This window comes from Hephaestia sp. MAHUQ-44, assembly GCF_023806085.1.
GTDB lineage: Bacteria > Pseudomonadota > Alphaproteobacteria > Sphingomonadales > Sphingomonadaceae > Sphingomonas.
This window is the reverse complement of sequence record NZ_JAMSLX010000021.1, coordinates 1-22398: the sequence shown is the minus strand read 5'-3', so window position 1 is coordinate 22398 and position 22398 is coordinate 1. Positions and strand designations below refer to the sequence as shown.

19 protein-coding genes, 1 tRNA gene and 2 pseudogenes are annotated in these 22398 nt (G+C 66.5%); 11 read left to right on the top strand and 11 right to left on the bottom strand.

Annotated features, from left to right (window positions below; all coding sequences use genetic code 11):
* Positions 1–45: 45 nt before the first annotated feature.
* Both NFE57_RS15775 and NFE57_RS15770 read right to left on the bottom strand, forming a co-directional pair.
* Positions 46–978, bottom strand: a pseudogene (locus NFE57_RS15775) (site-specific integrase); the annotation flags it as partial.
* Between the two features lie 576 nt (positions 979–1554).
* Positions 1555–2211 carry a DNA -binding domain-containing protein gene (locus NFE57_RS15770; protein ID WP_252136553.1) on the bottom strand — a complete coding sequence of 219 codons (657 nt, stop codon included), beginning with the start codon at positions 2209–2211 and terminating at the stop codon, positions 1555–1557.
* 397 nt (positions 2212–2608) lie between these two features.
* Between NFE57_RS15770 and NFE57_RS15765 the strand changes: the two genes are divergently transcribed.
* The 7 genes from NFE57_RS15765 to NFE57_RS15735 all read left to right on the top strand — a co-directional run bounded on the left by NFE57_RS15765 (position 2609) and on the right by NFE57_RS15735 (position 8201).
* On the top strand, positions 2609–3352 hold the full coding sequence (locus tag NFE57_RS15765; RefSeq protein WP_252136552.1) for a helix-turn-helix transcriptional regulator: 744 nt from the start codon (positions 2609–2611) through the stop codon (positions 3350–3352).
* Positions 3353–3424: 72 nt separating this feature from the next.
* Positions 3425–4042 carry an acyl-homoserine-lactone synthase gene (locus NFE57_RS15760; protein WP_252136551.1) on the top strand — a complete coding sequence of 206 codons (618 nt, stop codon included), beginning with the start codon at positions 3425–3427 and terminating at the stop codon, positions 4040–4042.
* Positions 4043–4052: 10 nt separating this feature from the next.
* Positions 4053–4928, top strand: a complete 876-nt coding sequence (locus NFE57_RS15755; RefSeq protein WP_252136550.1) for a phytanoyl-CoA dioxygenase family protein — start codon at positions 4053–4055, stop codon at positions 4926–4928.
* Positions 4925–5503: a GntR family transcriptional regulator gene (locus NFE57_RS15750; protein ID WP_252136549.1), complete on the top strand. Its 579-nt coding sequence runs from the start codon at positions 4925–4927 to the stop codon at positions 5501–5503. The genes NFE57_RS15755 and NFE57_RS15750 overlap by 4 nt, the downstream gene beginning before the upstream one ends.
* A gap of 112 nt (positions 5504–5615) precedes the next feature.
* Positions 5616–5735 carry a benenodin family lasso peptide gene (locus tag NFE57_RS15745; RefSeq protein ID WP_252136548.1) on the top strand — a complete coding sequence of 40 codons (120 nt, stop codon included), beginning with the start codon at positions 5616–5618 and terminating at the stop codon, positions 5733–5735.
* Positions 5707–6462 (top strand): lasso peptide biosynthesis B2 protein, encoded by a 756-nt coding sequence (locus tag NFE57_RS16825; RefSeq protein WP_252136547.1) that lies wholly within the window; start codon positions 5707–5709, stop codon positions 6460–6462. Before NFE57_RS15745 ends, NFE57_RS16825 begins: the two co-directional genes overlap by 29 nt.
* Positions 6459–8201: an asparagine synthase-related protein gene (locus tag NFE57_RS15735; protein WP_252136546.1), complete on the top strand. Its 1743-nt coding sequence runs from the start codon at positions 6459–6461 to the stop codon at positions 8199–8201. The genes NFE57_RS16825 and NFE57_RS15735 overlap by 4 nt, the downstream gene beginning before the upstream one ends.
* Here the strand turns inward: NFE57_RS15735 and NFE57_RS15730 are convergent.
* The 6 genes from NFE57_RS15730 to NFE57_RS15705 all read right to left on the bottom strand — a co-directional run bounded on the left by NFE57_RS15730 (position 8190) and on the right by NFE57_RS15705 (position 16437).
* Positions 8190–10328, bottom strand: a complete 2139-nt coding sequence (locus tag NFE57_RS15730) for an Atxe2 family lasso peptide isopeptidase (protein ID WP_252136545.1) — start codon at positions 10326–10328, stop codon at positions 8190–8192. The genes NFE57_RS15735 and NFE57_RS15730 overlap by 12 nt on opposite strands.
* On the bottom strand, positions 10322–12850 hold the full coding sequence (locus NFE57_RS15725; RefSeq protein ID WP_252136544.1) for a TonB-dependent receptor: 2529 nt from the start codon (positions 12848–12850) through the stop codon (positions 10322–10324). Before NFE57_RS15725 ends, NFE57_RS15730 begins: the two co-directional genes overlap by 7 nt.
* A 118-nt stretch (positions 12851–12968) precedes the next feature.
* On the bottom strand, positions 12969–13934 hold the full coding sequence (locus NFE57_RS15720; RefSeq protein WP_286207872.1) for a FecR family protein: 966 nt from the start codon (positions 13932–13934) through the stop codon (positions 12969–12971).
* Positions 13934–14515, bottom strand: coding sequence for an RNA polymerase sigma factor (locus NFE57_RS15715; protein ID WP_252136542.1), 582 nt, complete (start codon positions 14513–14515; stop codon positions 13934–13936). The genes NFE57_RS15720 and NFE57_RS15715 overlap by 1 nt, the downstream gene beginning before the upstream one ends.
* Positions 14516–14851: 336 nt before the next feature.
* A complete protein-coding gene (locus NFE57_RS15710) occupies positions 14852–16177 on the bottom strand; it encodes a tyrosine-type recombinase/integrase (protein ID WP_252136541.1) in 1326 nt (441 codons plus the stop codon).
* Positions 16178–16344: 167 nt separating this feature from the next.
* Positions 16345–16437 (bottom strand) — tRNA-Ser (locus NFE57_RS15705).
* Positions 16438–16603: 166 nt separating this feature from the next.
* On the opposite strand from NFE57_RS15705, the gene NFE57_RS15700 reads away from it, so the two are divergent.
* Entirely contained in the window at positions 16604–17401 is a 798-nt protein-coding gene (locus tag NFE57_RS15700) for a DUF1134 domain-containing protein (protein WP_252136540.1), read from the top strand.
* Positions 17402–17496: 95 nt separating this feature from the next.
* Here NFE57_RS15700 and pyrC read toward each other — a convergent pair whose 3' ends face one another.
* Entirely contained in the window at positions 17497–18540 is a 1044-nt protein-coding gene (gene pyrC, locus NFE57_RS15695; RefSeq protein ID WP_252136539.1) for a dihydroorotase, read from the bottom strand.
* Positions 18541–18620: 80 nt separating this feature from the next.
* On the opposite strand from pyrC, the gene ygfZ reads away from it, so the two are divergent.
* Complete coding sequence (gene ygfZ / locus NFE57_RS15690) at positions 18621–19337, top strand: CAF17-like 4Fe-4S cluster assembly/insertion protein YgfZ (RefSeq protein WP_252136538.1); 717 nt, start codon at positions 18621–18623, stop codon at positions 19335–19337.
* Positions 19338–19419: 82 nt separating this feature from the next.
* Here ygfZ and NFE57_RS15685 read toward each other — a convergent pair whose 3' ends face one another.
* Positions 19420–20097 carry a YiaD family glycine zipper/OmpA-like lipoprotein gene (locus NFE57_RS15685; RefSeq protein WP_252136537.1) on the bottom strand — a complete coding sequence of 226 codons (678 nt, stop codon included), beginning with the start codon at positions 20095–20097 and terminating at the stop codon, positions 19420–19422.
* A 160-nt stretch (positions 20098–20257) separates the two neighbouring features.
* Here NFE57_RS15685 and NFE57_RS15680 point away from each other — a divergent pair, with 160 nt between their 5' ends.
* Both NFE57_RS15680 and NFE57_RS15675 read left to right on the top strand, forming a co-directional pair.
* Positions 20258–21568 carry a hemolysin family protein gene (locus tag NFE57_RS15680; RefSeq protein ID WP_252136536.1) on the top strand — a complete coding sequence of 437 codons (1311 nt, stop codon included), beginning with the start codon at positions 20258–20260 and terminating at the stop codon, positions 21566–21568.
* A gap of 165 nt (positions 21569–21733) precedes the next feature.
* Positions 21734–22285, top strand: coding sequence for a glycosyl hydrolase family 28-related protein (locus NFE57_RS15675; protein ID WP_252136535.1), 552 nt, complete (start codon positions 21734–21736; stop codon positions 22283–22285).
* A gap of 2 nt (positions 22286–22287) precedes the next feature.
* Here NFE57_RS15675 and NFE57_RS15670 read toward each other — a convergent pair.
* Positions 22288–22398: pseudogene (locus tag NFE57_RS15670) on the bottom strand (IS630 family transposase); the annotation flags it as partial.

The following is a 22398-nucleotide window of genomic DNA, read 5'->3' as shown; positions in this document are numbered from 1 at the left end:
CGCGGTCACCGACCGGCGCAGGACTCCGTCCAAAGCCGGGGTGGGCTACGGCGCGGGAGGATCGATCGCCGCGATCAGCGCGCGGGCATCGGCGGCGGCCTTCTCCCATGCCGGCCTGTGGCGGGCGGCGATGCAGGCGTTGGGGCAGCGGGTCGGCTCGCACAGGGTGGTGAGCGGGTGCCGGGGATCAGGGGGCGTCACCCGCTTGAGGCAAAGCGCGGTGGCCGGATCGAAGAAGCCGTCCGCGAGCGGGCCGACATGGAGAGTGCGCGCGACGCTGGCGAGCATGACGCGAAGTCGGGCGCGGTCGGCGATCATGGCAGGCAATGGCCCGAGCCGCGCCGCCGCATCGTCGAGGGCCCGCTCAATGCGCGGACCCGCCGGTCCCGAGAGCGACGCGCCGCCCTGCCGCCGGTCGAAATAATCCAGCAGGTCATCGAGCTGACCGAGGCGTCGCTGCGCTTCCACCTCGGCGCGGAATCCTGAAGCGCTCGTGCCGGCATAGCCCTCGAAAGCGGCGACCGAGGCGTGCTTATAGTGGATCATGCCGGCAACGGTGCCGAACGGACGGTTGGCGATATGCCATGCGATCGTGCGGCGGAACTGCCGTGTCGTGATGCGCCACGGCTTACCGTCAGGTCCGGACGGGACGACCGGGATATCGGCCTCTCCGAAGGCGGCGTTCAGATGATCCCGGAAGGCGTTTAGCTGGCGCACGACTTCGCTCGACAGATGGGCCGTGGTAACGGCGCTGCGCCGCAAGACCGGCCAGAGCGTGTCGTTGCCCGTCGCCCGCGCCGCGCTATCCGACAGGCGTTCGAGCACCGCAATCGCATCCGCGACCGGCTCGATCGTCACCCAGCTCGCGACCTCTCCGGTGCTCAACCGGCTCTTGTAGAGGGTGGAGCGAACACGGTGCCGTTCGATCAGGCCATCTTCGCTACGGGCGGTCGAGAGGCAGCCGCGCCGCATCGCCTGACGGGAAGGCCCCAAACCACGCCGTCGCGCGTCAGCGCGGCGCCCGCAGCCAATGGCGGCATTGTCGCCACGCAGCGAAAACCGGCACCCCGGCGGCGCGGGCGGACAGGTGGTGCTGGGTCGGGGGGCGCAGGCGCGCCGTGGCGAACCGCCGCGCGTGCCGCAGGCCCCCGGGCGCACCGCCCCGCCCGCAAGCCGGAGTGCCCGCGGGGCCGCAATCGAGCGCCGCACTCTGGCCGGGCAGCGCCCGGCAGCGTGCGTCTACAGCCCCGCTCCATCTGCCCCCCGGCCCTGCCGGCCCCGCCAGCCGATCGTCACCGCCAGGCCGAGACGCGCCATGCGGGGCTCGGTGGCGCGGCACGCCGCGTGATAGAGCGCAATCGCGCGCGACCAGCGCGCGAGGCGGCAAGACCTATCGAGCTATGGACAGATGACGCCCGCCACCCGGAATGACGACCGCAACCCGGGCGACGCTAGCGATACGCTTCGATCACAGGTCGGACCGGCATCCGAGTTTGCAACGCCCAGCCACTTTGAATCATCATCGGCCGCCGGAACCTCTTTGATCACCCCCAGTTACCCGTCGCGCGGGCGCCGCGCCAGCAACTGACGATAGCCGCCGCGCATCATCGCACGGGATTCGACGACAAGACGCCGCACGCGCGAGCGCAGCGCGTCGGACACGTGATTCCAGTCGCGTGCGGTCCGCGCCTCGCCGAACAACGCTCTGGCGATGTCGCGCTGGCTGGCACCCGCCGCCAGCGCATCACGCACACGCAGCACCAGAAGGCCGCGCGGCACCGCCCGGTCCGCGGTGAACAGCGAGGCGGCGAACCGATGGTGGCGACACAGATGGAGAAAGCGTCGCAGCGTCAGGATCCGGGGCACGGCGCTTGCCAGACCCTCCAGACGGTAATGGAGCCGGACGGGAATGCCGGGGGCCAGCCGGCCGGCGTCGATGTCGAGGCGGATATGGCGCAGACCGTCCGACAGCACGGCATGTTGCCGGCCGGTGCTGTCGGTCACCAGGGTCAGCCAGCGCGCGAGGCGCGCGGGATCGATCCCGTCGGGGTCGTCAGGATCGGCGCGGTCGGCGTCGACGCCCAGCGCGCCGGGGTCGAGATCGGCATGCCAGATGATCCGGGCGTCCGGGGCCTCGACCTCGGGACGCTCGGCGAAAGTGGAGCCCCCACCGCGTCGGCGCGCCGCGGGTGGCGCGGCTCGCCTGGGCATGCCACGCGATATACTCGGGATCTCGCCGCAGCCATTCCCACATCAGCCCCGCGCGATCGATCCCCCGCAGCCGGTCATAGCCGTCCGCGACACGCCAGTCGGGCAAGCCAGATGGCCCGGACGACCTAGTCACCGTCCGCAACCCGACGGAATTATCTCCAGAATGGATCGATCTCCGGGCGGCGACCCCGACCGATATATTAGCAATATAGTCGACCGGGACCGCGCAGCGTGGTAGCATCCGAGGCCGTAAGTGATTGATACGGAACCTGGTTCCGACCTGCGCCGGTCGCCGGCACGAGAACCCGGCGACGCGCGCGATGACAGGGAAAGGGCGTTCGCGGGGGGGGCCGGCGGCTTGAGACGTTGCCCGCGATCGGGTCGACGCTCGATGCACATGTACAAACTGGTCGCGGACGTCGTGCCGCGGATCATCGCCGCGGACACGCTTGGCGATCTGACCGACACGCTGGGCGCGGTCGCGACGCAATTGGGGTTCGCCCATTTCGCGCTCTCGCACCATGTCGACCTGGCGCGCGCGGGCGGCCGTGCGATCCGCTTGCACAATTACCCCGAACGCTGGGCGGCTTATTACGAGACCAATGCACTCGGCGTCACCGATCCGGTACATCGCGCCAGCCACGTCACCAGCATCGGTTTCCGCTGGTCGCGCATTCCCGAGCTGATCCCGCTCACGGCGCGCGACCGGCAGATGCTCGCGCGCGGGCGCGATGAAGGCATTGGCGACGGCTTCACGGTGCCGGCGCATGTTCCCGGCGAGGCGCGCGGCTCGTGCTCGTTCGCCAACCCCGCCGATCGGGAGATGACGCGCGAGCATCTGCCCGTCGCGCAACTGGTCGGCGCCTTTGCCTTCGAACGCGCGCGCCGCCTTGCCGCGGTGCGCCCGTTCGCCGTGACGCCGCGCGCCGTGCTGACAGATCGCCAGCGCGACTGCGTGTTGTGGGTGGCGCGCGGCAAGGGCGACTGGGAGACCAGCCGTATCCTGGGGGTGAGCGAGGAGACGGTCGCCTGCCATATCAAGCATGCCTGCGAGCGCTATGACGTGAACAAGCGGACATTGCTGATGATCCGGACCCTATTCGACGGGACGCTCACGTTCGGCGATATCGTCCAGCGCTGATATCACCCTTTTCCGGGATAGCGGCCGGCACCGTTTTGGATCGACCCTGGCGCGTCAGCCAGGGAGACGATCATGCTGCATCTTGTCCAGTTCGGACGCGCCGCGCCCACCGACGTGACGCGCGCGATGTTCGCCGCGCGCAAATCAGTCTTCGTAGATCTGCTGCGCTGGGACGTGCCCGTCGTCGGCGGCCGCTACGAGATCGACCAGTTCGACGACGAGCATGCCCGCTACCTCGTCCTGACCGACGTCGACGGCGCGCATCTCGGCTCAACGCGATTATTGCCCACCACGCGGCCGCATATTCTCGGCACTCTCTACCCTGGCCTGTGCGACGTGCCCCCGCCCCGCGGTCCTGCGGTGTTCGAGATCACGCGGTTCTGCCTCGACCGTCGGCTGCGCGCCGCCCAGCGCCGCCTGGTGCGCGACACGCTCGTCGTCGCGCTCGCCGAGCACGCGCGCGCGCATGGTATCAGCACTTACACCGCGATCGCCGAGCTGGACTGGTTCCAGCAGATCCTCGCCTTTGGCTGGGACTGTTTGCCGCTCGGCATACCGCAGGAGATCGACGGTGCGACGCTTGCTGCGCTCCGGATAGCGATCACGGCTGAGACACCTGCCCTACTCGCAAGCGCGGGCATCAACACCCACGCGGCGATGCTGGACGACGTCCGGCCGATCGCGGCCTGAGTCGGGAGTGATGACCATGACGACGCCGAACGATCCGGTCGCGCCCTACGCGACTGCGCTGCGCCGCGACGGCTGGTGCATCATTCCCGATGCCCTGCCGCCGGCGACCATCGCCGCGCTCGACCGCGACCTCGAGCCGACCTTCGCGCGCACGCCATTTTGTCAGGGCGGGTTCTACGGCGAGACGACGAAACGCTTCGGGCGCCTTCTCGCCCGCTCGGATCATGCTGCGGCGCTGGTCCAGCACCGCGTCATCCTCGAGATCGCCGAACGCCTGTTGTCGCCCTGGTGCGATACGCTCCAGCTCAACGTCACCCAGGCGATCGCCGTCCATCCCGGCGCGCCCGCGCAGCTACCGCATCGCGATCAGGATATGTGGGCGGCACCCAAGGGCGAGCTCGACTACCTCATCAACGTCATCTGGCCGCTTACCGACTTCACCACCGATAATGGCGCGACACTGGTCTGGCCGCGCAGCCACGGCGCCAGCGCGCTCGACGACGCATCCGATACCGATCCCGTCGCCGCCGCGATGCGGCCGGGATCGGCACTCCTGTTCCTGGGTTCGACGCTCCACGGCGCCGGCGCCAACCGCACCGACCGCGTGCGCCGCGGGGTGGTCGTCGGCTATGCGTTGGGATGGCTCAAGCCCTATGAGAATCAGTGGCTCGCCTATCCACCCCCGGTCGCGCGGCGCTTCCCGCCGGAGCTCGCGGCACTGGTCGGCTATCGTCAGCACCGGCCCAATCTTGGCAATTACGAAGGTCAATGCCCGTCGGTATTGCTACGCGATACGGTGCCCGAGCATCTCGCCGCGATTGATGCGCTGCGCCCGGACCAGGAAGCGGCGATGGCAACCTACCGTGCCGAACAGCCGATGCCGTGAACGCGGGGTCGATCACCGAGCGCGTCTATGACGCGCTCAAGCGGCGGCTGACGGGCGGGTCCTATCGTCCCGGCGAGCGGCTCGACCCGACGACGCTCGCCGAGACCCTGATCAGCAGCGTCACGCCGGTGCGCGACGCCTTGCATCGGCTCACCGGCGAGCGGCTGGTCGAGACGCATCCGGGCACCGGGTTCAGCGTGCCGCACGTCACCGATGCGGACCTGCGCGACCTCTACGAATGGAGCGGCCAGATTCTGACCCTGGCGGTGCGGCATTCGGGACCGCGCGACCCGACTGCCCAGACGGACATCACCACGCCAAGGCTCTTCGAGAGGATCGCCGCCCAATCACGCAACGTCGAGCACGCTGCCGCGATCAGCACCCTCAATGCGAGGCTGGCGCTGGCGCGATCGGTCGAGCCCGGCCTGCTCGACGACCTGACCGAGGAACTGCATGCCATGGCGCGCGCCTTCGCCGCCGACGACAAGGATCTGTCCCAGCTGATCGTCCGCTATCACCGCCGCCGCATTCGCGCCGCCGCCGAGATAGTGCGGTCGCTCTACCGCAACGCCTGATCGGCCACCCGAAAACAATCGCAATATATCAGTGCTATAAGCTTCTTATAAGGCGCCGCGCCTCGTACTTTCGACACGCTGCAATGACGCAGCCTATCGAAAGGAACCAGCGATGAAACTCATCCATGAGGTGATCGATCTCGGTGCCGCGAGCGCCGAGACGCACGGCAACGCGATCGGCGATACCGACGAGGTCCTGGGCCGTGATCCGTTCGGCCTGTCGCGCGACTGACGGCGACGCGCGCGGCGGCGACGCCGCCGCGCGCCACCGTCAGTGCTTACCCGCGATGGGCTATAGGCTCGCCCCCGATATCAGCTTTTGCGACCCTGGCGGACAGCGCATTTTTCTGGACGTTCGCAACGATCGCTACTTTGCGTTTGGCGCCGCCAGCGACTTGTCGATGACGCGCTTGATCGCCGGAGAGTCCCTCGACGATCAGGACGTCTCGCATTTGACGGCGATGGCGGCAGCCGACATCTTGATCGCCACGGCCGACGCCCCCCGGCCGGCATGCTGTGCGGCACCCGCCACTATGTCGTCGATCCTCGACCGCGACGATCTGCCGTCGCCTCCGCTCCTCGCGACGCTCCACGCCGCCATGCGCCTCCGCCGGGCCAAGGCAATGCTGCGGCACACGTCTCTCGCACAGATGGTTCGCCGCTTCCGTCTCGCCAAAGCGAGGCTCGCTACCGCCGAACGCTCGGCCACGATCGACACCGCCCTGCGCCTGGCAACCGCGTTCCAAGCCGCCGCCCGGCTGGTGGATGCGCTCGATCAATGCCTGCCCTTGTCCTTTGCGCTTGCGCACCGCGCGCTGCAGCATCGCCTGCCGGTGGACATGCTGATCGGCGTCAAACTGCGCCCCTTCGAAGCGCATGCCTGGGTGCAATCGGAGGGCACGGTGCTGAGCGACCGACTTGACGCGGTTCAGCCTTATACACCGATCCTCGCGTTGTGAGCGGGCGTCGCTATCTGGCTTTCTTCCCAGATGACGCGGCCGCGTATGACCGCTGGCGCGAGGCGCTGATCGCCAGTGTATGCGGCTTGCCCAGGATGCAGGTACGCCTCGAAAATTCCGCCTGCCTGCTGTTCGCCGAACGTCCAGTCGTTACGCTTGGGGAAACTGGCGCGATCGTGGGCGATCTCTTTCATCGCGGTACCAGCAGACCGACTATCGACCTGCCGCCGCCGGATATCAACGCCATTCAACGGAGCCGCGGCGCGCATCTCATCGACCAATTCTGGGGCAGCTATGTCGCGATCCTCGCCGGGCTTGGGAGCGTCGATGTGCTCCGCGCGCCGATTGGCGACCTGGCATGCTATCGCCTGGGGGGCGCGGGTGGCACCTTCATTGCCTCCGACATCGACTTGCTCACGCGATTTGCGGGCTATCGACCGTCGATCGACTGGACGGCGGTTGCCGATGCGCTGATCACGCGAGAACTACGCCAACCACGGACATGCCTGTCGGGCATCATCGAAGTCGGCGGGGGCGAACGCCTGTCCATCGGTGACGCCGATGCGACAGCGATGTGGTCCCCGTGGCGCTATGTGCCAGACAGGCAGTCGGCGCTCGATCCCGGCGAAGCGGCGGAGACGTTGCGCAGGACGATCTGCCTCAGCGTCGCGGCGCGCGTCTCCCCGCACGCCCATTCCGTGCTGCTGCTCTCCGGCGGTCTCGATTCGTCGATCATCGCCGCCGCGCTCGCCCGCTGGCAATGCGCGGCGACCGGACTCACCATGGTCACGCGCGACCTGTCGGGTGACGAACGTAGCTACGCGTCCGCCACCGCCACGCATTTGTCGCTGCCGCTCCATGAAATCTACCGGGACCTGGGCGCGGTCGACGTCACCCGGTCACGCGCCGCCGGCTTGCCCTATCCGTCTGAGCGAAGTTTCACCCAAGCCACGAGCGCAGCGGCAGAGGCGCTTGCCGCAGCGACCGGCGCATCGGCGATCCTGCATGGCGGCGGCGGCGACAACGTCTTCGCGTCGGTGCAATCCGCCGCACCGGTCACCGACCTCATCCGGCGAGGCCATATCGGACCACGTCTGTGGCGAACCACCGCCAGTATCGCGACACTCGCCCATGCGACCCATGCGGCCGTCATCGGGCAGGCCATCACACGGCTTGCACGCCGGGGACCCGCCTATCGCTGGCAGCCGTCATGCGAGCTTCTGTCAGATGACGGCAACGCGCGTGCGGACGAGGCTGTCCGCCACCCCTGGCTCGACTCTCCGCCGGGCGCATTGCCGGGATCGGCGACGCATATCGCGAACATCCTGCGGGCGATCGGCATCGTCCAGAGCCCCGACGCTCGTGCGCCACTGCCATCGATCGCGGTACTAATGGCCCAACCGATCGTCGAAGCCTGTCTCGCGATCCCAAGTTGGTATTGGGTCGACCGCGGTCATAACCGGGCGGTCGGACGGCATGCCTTTGCCGACATGCTTCCCAACGCGATCGCATGGCGCCGATCGAAGGGCGCGCCCGACAGCTTCACGGTCGACCTCTATGAAGCGAACCGCGATCTTCTTCGCGACTTCGTGCTGGAGGGGCGACTTGCCGCCAGCGGCTTGATCGATCGCGATGCTGTGGCGCGCGAGCTCGCGCGTCGCGGACCCACGAGAGACAGACAATATGGCCGCATCCTGCAGTTCGCCGATGTCGAGGCATGGCTCCAATCATGGCTGTAACGCGCGCGATCCGGTCTGCGCTTTGGTGTGCCCACGCGCGGCCCGAAGCGCCCGCCACCGCTGATATTGCTCGCTCTTGGCCGGTGCTGGATCCTCGCGACCCTGAAGCCAGAACGAGAACCAGTCGATACTGCGCTCGAAGACGGCGGCGCGATGGTTGGGCTGCCATTTGATATGATGTTCGTCCGGAAAAACATAGAGATCGACCGGCTGATCATAGGCCTTGAGCGCGGTGTAGGTCGGCAGGCCGTACAATGTCTCCTCGTCGGCAAGCTGTAGCAGGAGCGGCGTGTCGATACGCGCGGCGTTGAGGACCAGCGAATAATGACGCCAGAAATCGACATCGATCGGATAGGCCGGCGGGTATCCGATACGTTCGCTGAAGTCGGCCCAGGCCGGACCCACGAGCGTGTCCGATGATTCGTCGACGCAACACGTGCTCACTGCCGCAGCGGCGAAGAGGTCGGAGTTGATGAGCGCGTAGCGGACCGTCGATGCGCCATCGCTCAATCCGGTGATGCCAATCCGCGCAGGGTCTGCCACGCCGCGCTCGATCAGGAGCCGGACGCCGCTCTCCACCGCCGACAACGTGTTGTTTCGTTCTGCCCAGTTCTTGGTATCGGCGCGCGCGACGTCCTCATTGCTCCGGATGGTTGGGTCGGACTCGGCGACCCAGCGGGGAGACTGAATGCTGAGCACCGCAAACCCCTGCTGCGCCAGTAGAAAGATGGGGTATTCGTTGCCCGTGCCGCCGCGCGGCAAGCCCCGCGACCGATACTGAACGATCACCGTCGACAGCTTGCGATCGCCCCGATAGCCTGACGGCACGACGAGGTCGCCATAGACCTCGCGGCCGATATCGTTGCGCCATTCGAGGCGCGTGACCCTGCCCTTGTCCAGGAGACCAAATCCGGGATTCGGATCGAACAGGATCTGTTGCGACCCATCGATACGGTCGATGACCACCAATCGAGGCGACTGCATCGCTCCTTCGCGCGTACAGACCAGCCGCCTCTCGGCTGGCAGACAGCCGTCGATGACATCATCTGTCTGCAGGATCCGCGACGGCGCGCCGCTGCCTGGAACCCAGCGGTAGATCGCGGTGAAGCGGTCATGCCAACCCTCATGTTTGATGAACGTGAGGGCGCCGCCTGACGGCTCCCACCAGACGCTCGATAACCCGCTGTCACAGACATCGCCGCACCGATAGGGCTCCCCGCGCCGATCGGAGACGACCAGCCGCTGCCGGGCAAGCGGCGATGCGCTGTTTGGCTCGAGCGTTGCCGTATCGCCTCGCGGGTTTGTCGCGTCCCGGCCGACCGGCCTGGCCTCATCGCCGGGCGAATTTTCCGTGTCATCGCTGACCGGCGTTGCGGCGCCGGTCGTCACATTGACGGACGTCCATCGCGCGGGTTGCGGGGCCGGGGTTTGCGGCCGAATGCCATACATCGGTTCAAACCGAGCGTCGTAATGCCAGCCCTGAAGGCCCTCTTGCTCGATCGCCCGTTCGGCATCGACCCGCCCGGGGGAGGTTCGATAGCGAAGCGCATGGCCATCCTCTTCCCAACGCCAATCTTCGACGTCGACGGGCGCATGGGTGACCTGCCGTGCCGGCGATCCGTCAAGCCTGGCGACCCAAACCTGGGTACTGTCCCGGTCGCGACGGAAATAGCCGATCGACCGTCCGTCAGCGGACCAGGCGGGCGTGTTGACCTTCGCGGCGCCGACCTTGACGGCAATGCCGCGGAAGGGGAATTCGTTGAAGATAAAGTCGCCGCCCCGATCGAGGACGCGCGGCCTTTCCTCGCCGCTGAGGTCCACCACGACCAGCGCCTGACAATAGCCATTCGTGTCGAGGTCAGCGCGCTGCAGGACGAACGCGACCCGTATGCCATCGGGAGACAAGGCGAGCGGCGCGCCGCCCGACGGTTCGCTGTCGGGCCCGCCGAAATTGGCGAGCTCGATCATATCCGCCGCCGCGATCGGCCTCGCACGATCGGCAATGACATTGTTGGTCGGCTGCCAGTCGGCGCAATCCGCCTTCGCCGTCGCCGGCGCGGCCAGATTGATGGTGAGCGTCGCTGCGGTGAGGCAAAGCGGATGCCGAGCCAGGAACGCGCTCACCATGCCTTCGCCACCGTCAGGCTGATGAACCGCCCGATCGCCGAGTAGTTCGTCGAATCGTACGGCGTCTCGTTCGGGAGCGTTGTTGCGATAACGGGTGGCGGTCGGTCGAGGATGTTCTGCGCCGCGAGCGTGATGTCGATGCCGTGCAATGCGGAACCTGCGGGGGCGGGCAGCACGTAATGGAGCGCCAGGTCGAAGGTCGCCTGCGGCGAAATCGACACGGCCGAACTCGTGCGCGGATCAACGAGCGCGCCCGTGTAGTTCGCGACGCCCGTCACGGTCAGGCCATCGTGATTCCAACTGGCGGTCGCGCGTCCGCGCCAGTGCGACGGATTGAAGATCGTCCCCGCGAGCCGGTCGGTTGGCGTGTCGATGGCAAGCTGTCGCCGGCTCACGAAATAGGTCGCATTCCCGGAAAACGAGAGGCTGTCACCCGACGCACCCAGGTCGGTCCGATAGCCGATCAACCCATCGACGCCGTGCACGGATTGACGACCGACGTTCAGATTCCGGTTGTCGATGATCGCGACGACCGTCGCCGGGTCGAACGCCAGGCCGTTCGGATTCGAGAAGAGCGCCGCGGCGTCGACGACGTCGGTGACTTGCGCCAGGGTGGGCGCGCGGGTGATCAGATCGGCGTAGATGGGATTGCTCAGCGCCTCCCGCGAATAGGTGATCGGCGTCGCCGTCCGATCGACATAGCGCGTCGAGAAATACGCGGCCTCGACCGACAGTCCCTCGATTGACCGCGGGTGAAAGGCTGCCGACACCGACCAGGTCGTGGCCCGCTCCGGCCGCAGATCGGCCCGGCCGCCGCCACGAAATAGCAACGTCGCTCCTACGGGGAAGTCCCCGTAATTTGGCGCCGCGCGCACGACGGTGACCGAGGGCGGCTGATATTGCTGATACAACGTCGGCGCCCGGAACGACTTGCCCCAACTCGCTTTCAGATCGACCGCATCAACAGGCGAGTAGATCAGACCGAACTTCGGCGTCGCGATATCGCCGATCGCATCATAATCCTCGTAGCGCGCGGCCGCGCTGAGATCGAGGCGCGCGATCCCGGGGCGTGCATTGTCCGGGCCCACGATCGGGAGGCTGAGTTCGCCGTAGGCGTAGACCGAATCCTGCGTGTGCGCGAAATTGAGGGCATAGCCCGCGCCGCGATCATTCTTGAGATACGTGCTGCGATACCCGGCGCCGATCGCGGCCTTGGCCAGGCCGCCGGGCAGGCGAAGAATGCCGCCATCCGCCGCCAGCTCGACCGATCGGGCGCGATTGCAATAGCACCCGGCCGTGAGCGTCGTGCGCCCCGTCGGCCGGATGTCGTCGGCGCGATAGTCGACGCGATCCTCGGCATATGATCCCGAAAGCGTGACGTTGAAATTGTTCGCGAGTTCGAGCGACAGCGCCGGCGCAATCGCGAAGGCGCGATCCTTGAACAGGGTGTCGATCCGATCCACGGCGAGATCGCCGCTCGGATCATAGGAATAGACAGTCAGCGTCCGACGCCGGTTGTAGAGGCCGTCGATCGAGAATTCGAGACTGCTCGCCAGCGTCTGGTGCGCGCTGAGCAGCGCGTTGTGGCTGCGGGCGGAAGGAAGGAGGCGCAGCCCTGGTGAACGGGAAACGGCGTAATCGCGGTCGTCATAATCGATCGCGGTGGTGCGGTTGAACTCGTAGGCGGCGATGAACCCGCCGTCCGTCCATCGCGCGCCGCCGGTTACCCCATATTGCTGGCTGAAGTTGCCGCCTTCGGTCGAGCCACCGATCCTGGCTCGCATCTCGAGCCCCGACATGTCGCGCCGCAGGATGATGTTAGCGACGCCGCCGATCGCGTCCGAACCGTAGATCGCCGACGCACCATCGGGGACGATCTCGATCCGGTCGACCACACCCAGCGGGATCGTCGATACGTCAATGCTCTGGCGCGATCCGCTGTACGACAGTCGATGCCCATTGAGCAGCGTGAGGGTGGCGTCGCTGCCGAGTCCCCGAAGGTTGAGCGACGAGCCCCCGCCGACATTGCTTCCGCTCGCATAGGGTACGTTGAGGCCAACCTCGGGATTCTGGCCGCCGCCGAAGCTCTGCGGAATGCTCCGCACGATGTCGCCAAGCGTTGCCTGACCCGCTTTGCGCGCGTCCTCACGCGACACGGTGATCACCGGCGATGCGATCTCAGCTCCGCGAATGCGGCTGCCCGTCACGGTGATAGCCGACGCGCCACCACCGTTCGAGGCATCCGCGACGATGTCGTCCGCTTCGGCACGGATGACGAACGCGCCGTCGACTAGCTCGGCATGCAGACCGGTCCGGGCGAGCAGGATCGCGAGCGCCTGCTCCGCCGTATAGATACCGACCGCCGCGTTGCTGCGCTTGCCGGCGACAAGGCTGCCGGCGACCACCACCTCGCGCCCGGCGACCTTCCCGAAGGTCTGAAGCGCGAGGCCCAGATCCTGCGCTGGCAGATCGTAGCGCTGCATCGTCTGCGCCGCAGCCGGCGCCTGGCAGAGGGCCGCCAAGGCCAGTGCGAGGGCTCCCGTGTAAAAATGTCGTGTCGCTCTCATATGCTTCCTCCCCGCCTTGCCGTTGTTCGGCTGGCTTCGAGGGGCTTGACGACACGAGCCCGGAAATGGCCCCCTACCGGGGAGCTTGGTCGGCGGGAGCGAGCACCAGGGTCTCTCCGGTCTCGACAACCCGCAGGTCGAGCGCCGCGGCAAGCTTGCGCGCGAGGGCGCGGGTGTCGCGCAGGTCGAGCACGCCGGTGACGCGTAGCTTGCCGGTCGCGTTGTCGGCGACCCGGAGTAGCGGCCGGCCGAAACGATTGGCCTGGGCAAGCACCGTTGCCAGCGGCGCATCGGCGAAATTTACCCGCGAGGCGACCCAGGAAGCGTCCGCTTCGCTCTGCGGCGTCGCGGCGATCTTGCCGTCACGCAGACGAACGACCTGACCGAGCCGAAGGTCGATCCGGTCGAGCTCCTTAGCGCCGGCTGAGACGACCAAGGTCGCTTTACCCCGCAACAGGAGCACGCGAACCTCGGACTGACTCGCGGCAACGTCGATCAAACCGCCCGACGCGATCACCCGGCCTTCCGATGTCACGATCTCAAGATCGTGTGACTGCGGTATCGCAAAGCGCGCGCGGCCACGGTCTACGCTGAGCTGATGCTCGTCGAGCGGGATCGCAATCTTCAGGTCGGTGCCGATGTCGAGCAATACCTGCGACCCATCGCGTAGCGCGACGGGCCTGATCGCATCGCCGTGATTGGACACAGCAGCGAAGGCCGGACTGGTGTCGCGCGCGAACCAAAACGATCCAGTGATCGCGAGTATAAGCGCCGCAGCGAACGCCAGTAGCGAGCGATGCCGCCCAGCTGTACCGCGCTCCGGTTCAGAGACCTCCTGCGCCCCAAGGCGCAGGTCCTCGCTCAGCGTCGCGACACCAGCGGTTTCCTGATAGGCGCGCAGATGAGCAGGGCTCTTGCGGAGCCAGGCTTCAAAATCTTGGACCTGGCGCTCCGATTGGGGCGATTCCATTTCGACCGCCCACGCCGCGGCCTGACGATCGATCCGCTCAGCGCGACTTTCCCAAATCCGCCACGGCATCACTGATTACCGAGGTCTCGACGCAGGTCGAACAGCGCCTTCGCGATCTGCTTCTTGACGGCCTTGACGCTCATGCCAGTCCTCCCCGCGATCTCGGCATAGGTGAGCCCCTCGACGCGCTGCAATAGAAACACCTCGCGTGTTCTTGGCCGCAGTCGCTTAACGGCGGCGTCTAGGCGCCGTAGCAGATCGCGACGCTCGAGCTGATCGGCGGGATCGGGCCCCGCCGCGACGTCGTCATTGAAAGACTGATGATAGGCAGCGGCGCGGCGAACGGCAAACTTGGCCCGGTCGCGCAGCAGGTTGGTGGCCAGCCGGGTCAGATAGGCTTCAGGTTCGGCGATCGCTTCCACGGGCTGGGCTTTTCGCCCGGCGAAGCGGGCAAACGCCTCCTGGACCAGATCCTGCGCCTCACCGGCACCGACCCGACGCCGGAAAAGGCGGAACAATCTGGGCCGCTCATCGCGATACAGATCGTCAAGCGAGGGCTGCGCGGCGCAGCCTTTCCGGTCCTCCGGGGGCAGTGGATCGCACGCGCGGACGGCGTCCAGCGCCGCCCCGCTGGCGCGCGGACTGCTCATGACAGCGATCGCCTGGCCCGACGACCTGGAATGAGGTCGCCATCGCTACTTGCAAATGAGCTTGGATCGGACAGCTTCGCCTCCCGCCTCGATATCGAGGCGGGACCGGCGAAGAGCCGGGTGTTGAGAACAAGCTTGAGACTTGCGCCGACGCTTTTAGCCGCACGCGGCCTGGACATGTGCGTCGGCCACCCGGCCGCGGCGCCGCGTTGATGTCTTCAGACTCAAGAGAGGTTCTCACGCCTCTGCGCCCTGCTGTGGGCGCCGGGTCAGCCTAAGCCCAGCGGCGCGATTTGCAAGTCACGGGTGAAGACGAACGGCGGTCCGTCCCCGACGCTACTCGACCAAGCGCGGTCGCGGCGTGGGATCGGTCCGACGCTTCACGCCCTTGAAGGGGTTGGCCTTGACCGGCAGCGGGAGGAGGTCTGCTGGCTTCAACAAGCTTTGCGAGACCATTTCAGCCCAAACGACCGCCAATTCACGACGGCGGTCCATGTACGCCGCACGATTGTAGGCACCTTCGACCTTATTGGTTGGAACATGGGCGAGCATGAGATCGATCACTTCGCGGTCGTCGGGTCGTCCGTGAACCTTCGCCCACTCGTTCATGATGGTCGAGAACGCCGCGCGAAAACCGTGTGGCACGTGCCGACCGTGGTACCCGGCGCGGTTGAGCAGATAGCCAAGCGCATTCTCGCTCATCGGGCGATGCAGATGGCGGTTGCTCGGGAACACCAGCTTTCCGGTACCACTCAGTTTCCAGGCTGTCCGCAGCACCGCCACACTTTCCGGCGCCAGGGGGACGAGATGATCGCCGCCGAGCTCGTCCTTGCGATCACGATCGCCCTTCATCCGCGAAGCGGGAATCCGCCAGAGGGGCTCGGAGCCGTCGAGGTCTTCGAATTCGGACCACAGCGCACCGCGCAGTTCACCCGGCCGCACCGCAGTCAACGCGATCAGCCGCAAAGCCAATCGCGTGACCGGACGCGCGAAATCGCCGTCCACCGTCGCCAGCATTCGTCGAAGCTCGCTTATGTCCGTGATCGCTGGCTGCCGACCCTTCCTGGGCAATGGTTTGAGTGCCGCGCCCACCTTCTCGGCCGGGTCCGTCTCCGTGTGACCGCTCGCGATCGCATAGGCGTAGATTGCGGAAATGCGTTGCCGGATACGCTTCGCCGTCTCGATCGCCGACCGCGCCTCGATCGCTCGCAGCACTTCCAGAATCTTGGGAGGAGTCAACGCGCCGATCGGCAAACTGCCGATCGCAGGGAAAACATCGCGCTCGAGCGTACGAATCACTTCGGCGGCGTGCACCTTGGCCCATTGAGGCGCATTTGCCTCATGCCATTCCCGAGCGACCTTCTCGAACGTGACCCGCGCTGCTTCGATATTCGCCTGTATGTGCAGCTTCTTGGCAATTGCTGGATCAATGCCCTCATTGAGCTGCTTACGCGCCGCATCGCGCTTCTCTCGCGCCTCAAGCAGGCTAGTTGAGGGGTATGAACCGAAAGAGAGGCTCTTCTGCCGGCCATCGTACGAATAATTCCAGCGCCAGAGCTTACCACCTGCCGGGGTCACGTAGAGATAGAGCCGATTGCTGTCCGTCAGCTTGTAGGCCTTATCCTTTGGGCGGGCGGCTCGCAGCTTCGCATCGTTCAGCACGGTGTCTCTCCAGATACCACGTTTTTCCGGATCGATACCACGTTTCCGACCATGCGCTGGAGCGGAGGCATATGAACGTGTGCGGCCCGGTATCGCGAATAAACGTCAGTTTTCTGGGAGTTTTGTCAAGTCCGGTGGACTGGGGCGAACCGCTGAAAACAGGGGCCTGGCGGAGACGGAGGGATTCGAACCCTCGGTACCGGATTTACCAGTACGACGGTTTAGCAAACCGTTGGTTTCAGCCACTCACCCACGTCTCCGGATGCGCCGAACGCGGGGCTATAGCCGCGCTGTCGCACACGATCAATGGCGCATTATGTCGCCATCGACCGCGAAATCGACTCAGGTCATCGCCCGTTCATTGCGCGGTCATCGCAGGAATGATTAACGTCGCACCCAATTTGATCCTCGGGGGATAGAATGACGATGCGCGGACGGTTCTGGATGTCGTGGCTTGCCGCCGCGGCGATCGCGCTGGGAACCGCGCCTGCGGCGGCGCAGGTGCGCACGATCGACCCCAACGCCGCCATCGACAGCGATCTGGGCACACCCGCCGTGACGCAGGAAGCGCCCACCGCCACGCTTTCGAACACGCAGCCCTACCCCGATCCCGACGCCTATCAGCCGGTCGATCAGGGCAGCCAGACAGTCCCGAATACTAATTATCCCGAGATCCCGGCGCCGCCTGCGGGGCAACAGGTCGGCAACCCCGCCGCAGCGACCGCGACCACCCAGGCCGACCAGACCTATAAACGCGACGATCTGATCGGCGCGGCCGAGGGCGTGTTCGGCAAGGGCGCCGAAGGACTGGCCGGGATCATCGAGGGCATCCTCAAGGATCAGGGCGAGCCCAACGGTTATATCGCCGGGCGCGAGGCATCGGGCGCGTTCGTCGTCGGCCTGCGCTATGGATCGGGGATGCTCAGCCACAAGGTCGAGGGCCAGATGCCGGTCTATTGGACCGGCCCGTCGGTGGGCTTCGACGTCGGCGGTGACGCCAACAAGGTGTTCGTGCTGGTCTACAACCTTTACGACAGCGAGGATTTGTTCAAGCGCTTCCCGGCGGGCGAGGGGCACCTCTATTTCGTCGGTGGCTTCTCGGCCTCGTACCTGCGCTCGGGCAATGTCGTGTTGATCCCGGTGCGGCTCGGCGTCGGCGTGCGCGCGGGCGTCAACGTCGGCTATATGAAATTCTCGCACAAGCAGAAGTGGCTGCCCTTCTGACCTGAGGCGGCACCAGCCCGCTCCCCCACCCGGCCTCCCATCGATTATACGCTGTGGGAGGCCGGGTGGGGGAGCGGGCTGGTGCCGCTGAACATCTAGGGCCGATCGACGAGCCGCCACCCCAGCCGCTCACCCGCGTGGAACGGGACCAGGCTGGTGTCGCCCGTACCGATCCGGTCGGGCACGTCGATGGGCGCGCGTTCGAGCGTGATCGTCGTCTCATTGACCGGCAGGCCGTAAAAAGCGGGGCCGTTGAGCGACGCGAACGCCTCGAACCGATCGAGCGCATCTTCCTCGTCGAATACCGTCGCATAGCTTTCGAGCGCGAACGGCGCGTTGAAGATCCCCGCGCAGCCGCAGGCCGCCTCCTTGGCCGCGACCGCGTGCGGCGCGCTATCGGTGCCGAGGAAGAATTTGGGCGAGCCCGACACTGCGGCCGCGCGCACCGCGCGCCGGTGGCGTTCGCGCTTGACGACCGGCAGGCAATAAGCGTGCGGGCGCAGGCCGCCCGCGAACAGCGCGTTGCGGTTGAGATGGAGGTGCTGCGGGGTGATCGTTGCCGCGACATTGGGGCCAGCCGCGCCGACGAACGCCGCCGCCTCGGCCGTGGTGATATGTTCGAGCACGATCTTGAGCGCGGGAAAATCGCGGACCAGATCGCCCAGCGTGCGATCGATGAACACCGCCTCGCGATCGAAGATGTCGACATCGGCATCGGTGACCTCGCCGTGGATCAACAGCGGCATCCCCGCGCGCTGCATCGCCTCGAACACCGGGCGGATCGCGTGGAGATCGGTGACGCCGTGCGCCGAATTGGTCGTCGCGTTGGCAGGATAGAGCTTGCACGCGGCGAACACGCCCGCCTCGAACCCGCGGACAATCTCCGCGGGATCGGCATCGTCGGTGAGGTAGCAGGTCATCAGCGGGGTGAAGCCATGGCCCTCGGGCAACGCGGCGAGGATACGCGTGCGATACGCCGTCGCCGCCGCGACCGTCGTGATCGGCGGGCTGAGATTGGGCATCACGATCGCGCGCGCGAACTGGCGCGCGGTATCGTTCGCGACCGCGGCGAGCATCGGCCCGTCGCGCAGGTGAACGTGCCAATCGTCGGGGCGGCGCAGGGTGAGGCGATCGATCATGCCGCCCCCTCTATCCGCGCGACGCGCCGGGTGCCAGCCTGCCTCTTGGGTTCGGGGCCGAACGCGCCTACCTGAGGGGCATGTCCACCTGTCTCACCGATCGCGCGCTGATCCGGCTTGCCGGCGAGGATGTGCGCGGATTCCTCCAGGGCCTCGTCACCAACGACGTCGCCACGCTCGACGACTCGGCCCCGCGCTGGGCGGCGTTGCTGACCCCGCAGGGCAAGGCGTTGTTCGATTTCCTGATCTGGGCCGATGGCGACGCGTTGCTGATCGACTGCGAAGCGGCGCAGGCCGAAACGCTTTCCCGGCGGCTGACGCTCTATCGCTTGCGGCGTCCGATCACGATCGAGCCCGCGGCGGGCGCGGTGCATTGGGCGCGCGACGGCGATCGGGGCGTTGCCGATCCGCGGCTGGCCGAGCTTGGGCGACGCTGGCTGGGTGCGCCGGGCGCGGCGGCCGAGGGGTGGACCGAGCACCGGTTGCGGCTCGGGGTGACCGAAGGCGTCGCCGAGTTGGGCGCGGGCGAAACGCTGTGGCTCGAATGCAATGCGGCCGAGTTGAACGGCGTCAGCTTCACCAAGGGCTGCTATGTCGGGCAGGAGAATACCGCGCGAATGCATTATCGCAGCACGGTCAACCGGCGGCTGGTAGTGGCGCCACTGGCCAAGCCCGACAAGCGCACGCGCGCGACCTACCCCGACTTCGGGCTGATGGTCGCGCATCGCCGGGTGGAGGATCTGGGCGATGCGCTGCGCCCCGCCTGGCTGGAAGGCGCGCTGGCAGTGGAGTCATAGTCGAATCGGTTGCGGCCCCGGCCCACATAAGGGGACCAAACCAATAGCCGGCCGGCAGCGCAAGCCGCCGGCCGGCACGCGCTTACTGGAGATCGTTCTGCGTGATCGGAACGATCTTGATCTCGACGCGACGGTTCGCGGCGCGGCCATCCTCGGTCGCGTTCGAGGCGATCGGCTGGCTTTCGCCGAACCCGCGCGTGCCGATCCGCGCTGCCTGCACGCCGCGCGACTGGAGATAGCTCGAAACCGCCGCGGCACGCCGCTCGGACAGCCCCTGGTTATAGGCATCGCTGCCGGTCGAATCGGTGTGGCCGTACACGTCGATATAGGTCTGGTTGTACTGCGAAAGCACGTCCGAGACCTGATCGAGCGTCGGGCGGAACTGCGGCTGCACATTGGCGCTGTCGTAGCCGAAGGTGATACCCGACGGCATGTTGAGCAACAGATCGTCGCCCTGGCGGATGACCTGCACGTCGGTACCCGCGGTCTTGGCGCGCAGATCGCGCTCCTGCTTGTCCATATAGGCGCCGACGCCCGCGCCCGCGAGGCCGCCGATCCCGGCGCCGATGATCTTTTCGGTGCGATCGTGCCGGCCGCCGACGAGATCGCCGAGCAGATAGCCGCCCAGCGCGCCGCCGATACCGCCGATCGCGGCCTTGGAAATCCGCTTCTCGCCAGTCACCGGATCGGTGGTGCAGGCTGAAGTAAAGACGAGCGCGCCCATCGCGGCCGCGACCATCAGCTTGGTCGAAATGCCCATGTCCCTGTGTCCTTCTCAAATATCACGCCGCTCGCCCCTACGCGGACGGTCGTCGAGGTAACTCTACCCCAAGGCTGATTGTTCCGCCTGCGATTTGAACCAATGATGATCGCGCGGTTGTGCGAACGACAGAAACACGCCAAGGAGGCAGTTGCGCGCCATGCCAGCCCTTCCTCCCTTCCCCTGGATCGACGTTGCGATCATCGTCGCGCTGGTCATGCTGAACGGTGTGTTCGCGATGGCCGAACTGGCGGTCGTGTCGGCACGCAAAGCGCGGCTCGAGGCGATGGCGCGCGCGGGCAAGCGCGGCGCGCGGGCGGCGTTGGCGCTGGCCAGCGACCCCGGTCGCTTCCTGTCGACGACCCAGATCGGGATCACCCTGATCGGGATCATCGCCGGTGCCTATTCGGGCGCGAGCCTGGGCGGGCCGGTGGCCGCGCGGCTGGTGCGGCTCGGGATGTCCCCCGACATCGCGGGCACGCTGGGGTTCGCCACCGTCATCGGGCTGACCACCTACGCCTCGCTGGTGATCGGTGAACTGGTACCCAAACAGATCGCGCTGCGCTCCCCCGAACCGATCGCTGCGGTGATCGCGCAGCCGATGCACTGGCTCGCGCGGATCGCCGCCCCGCTCGTCTGGCTGCTCGATTCGACGAGTGGATTTTTCTTCCGTCTGCTCGGCATGTCGCGCGATTCGGAAGCGCAAGTCACCGCCGAAGAACTGCACATGATCGTCGCCGAAGCCTCGCGTTCGGGGGTGCTCGAAGAATATGAGCGCTCGATTATTTCGGGCGTGGTGCGGCTCGCCGACCGGCCGGTGCGCGAGGTGATGACTCCGCGCACCGAAGTCGACTGGCTCGACGTCGATCTCGATGCCGACGCGGTCAAGGTCGCGCTGCTCGAAAGCGGGCATACCCGGCTGCCGGTCGCCGAAGGATCGGTCGATTCGGTGATCGGCGTGGTCGCGGCGCGCGATATCGTCGCCGCGCTGCTCGACGGTGCCCCGATCGATCTGCGCGCGATGATGCGCACCGCCCCCGTCATCCCCGACCAGCTCGACGCGATGGATGCGCTCGGCGCGCTGCGCCAGGCCGAGGTGCCGATGGCACTGGTCCACGACGAATACGGCCATTTCGAAGGCGTCGTGACCCCCGCCGACCTGCTGATCGCGATCGCGGGCGAATTCGTGTCCGACGCCGATCCGGAGGACCCGCCCTCGCTGGTCGAGCGCGACGACGGCTCGCTGCTCGTCTCGGGCAACATGGCCGCCGATACGCTGGCCGACCGGATCGACATCATCCTGCCCGAGGATCGCGACTACGCGACCGTAGCGGGCTTCGCGCTCGCAGCCTTCCGCCACCTGCCCTCCGAAGGCGAGAGCTTCGTCAAGCAAGGCTGGCGCTTCGAGATCGTCGACCTCGACGGGCGGCGGATCGACAAGGTGCTGGTGGAGCCGGCACGCAAGACGTGAAGCACCTTGCGTCGTGCAACGCGCTGTACGGGCCCGACGCGGCTGCCGTACCAATGCACGCACGCATCGCCATTGAATCGACACCCGCTTGCGCTCGATGGTAGATATGATGACGGCGCTGATCGGAACCAAGTCTCCCGAACCCCTCTGCTGATGAAGAGAATAATGGCCGACAATCATGAACTGGCCCCGGCCGGGGCGATCGGCGGCGGCGAGACGCGCCGTTCGGTTCTCACCGACATTTTCGCCGCGCTCACCGTGGCGACACCGGGTATCAGAGACCCCGGCGGCGTCGGCGCGAGCATGGTGGCTAGCCTGTCACCGGACCTCAATTGCAATCCGCGAGATCTCGGCGCGGTTGGCGACGGCAAGACCGACGACAGTGCCGCGTTCCAGCGAGCTTTCACCAATTCCACGCGGACGCGCCGTAGCAACACCTATACAATCAAGGGCGAATTTCAGGCGGGCGTCCTGATACCGCCCGGCAGATATCGCATCGCCTCGACGATCACGATGCCGGGCACCAATATCCTCGTTGCCGCACAGGTACCCGGCACCGTCGAAATCCTTCTCGATGACGATACCTATTTCCTTACGTCGCAAGCGCTCATCACGACGATCGCCATCGATGGCATCAAGATCACCGGCGGTAAGGGCGGCTATCGCAGCACCCAGCACGGCGCGAACAGCGCGGGAGGCGACCTTAGAGTCAGATGACCTCATGCTGACCCGTATCCTGCGTTGAGCAGATAGTTGCGGCATTCTGCTGGCGGGAAGGCGTCGAGCAAGGTGCCGATGCGTCGCCATGTTGTTTCGTGGGATCGTTCGGC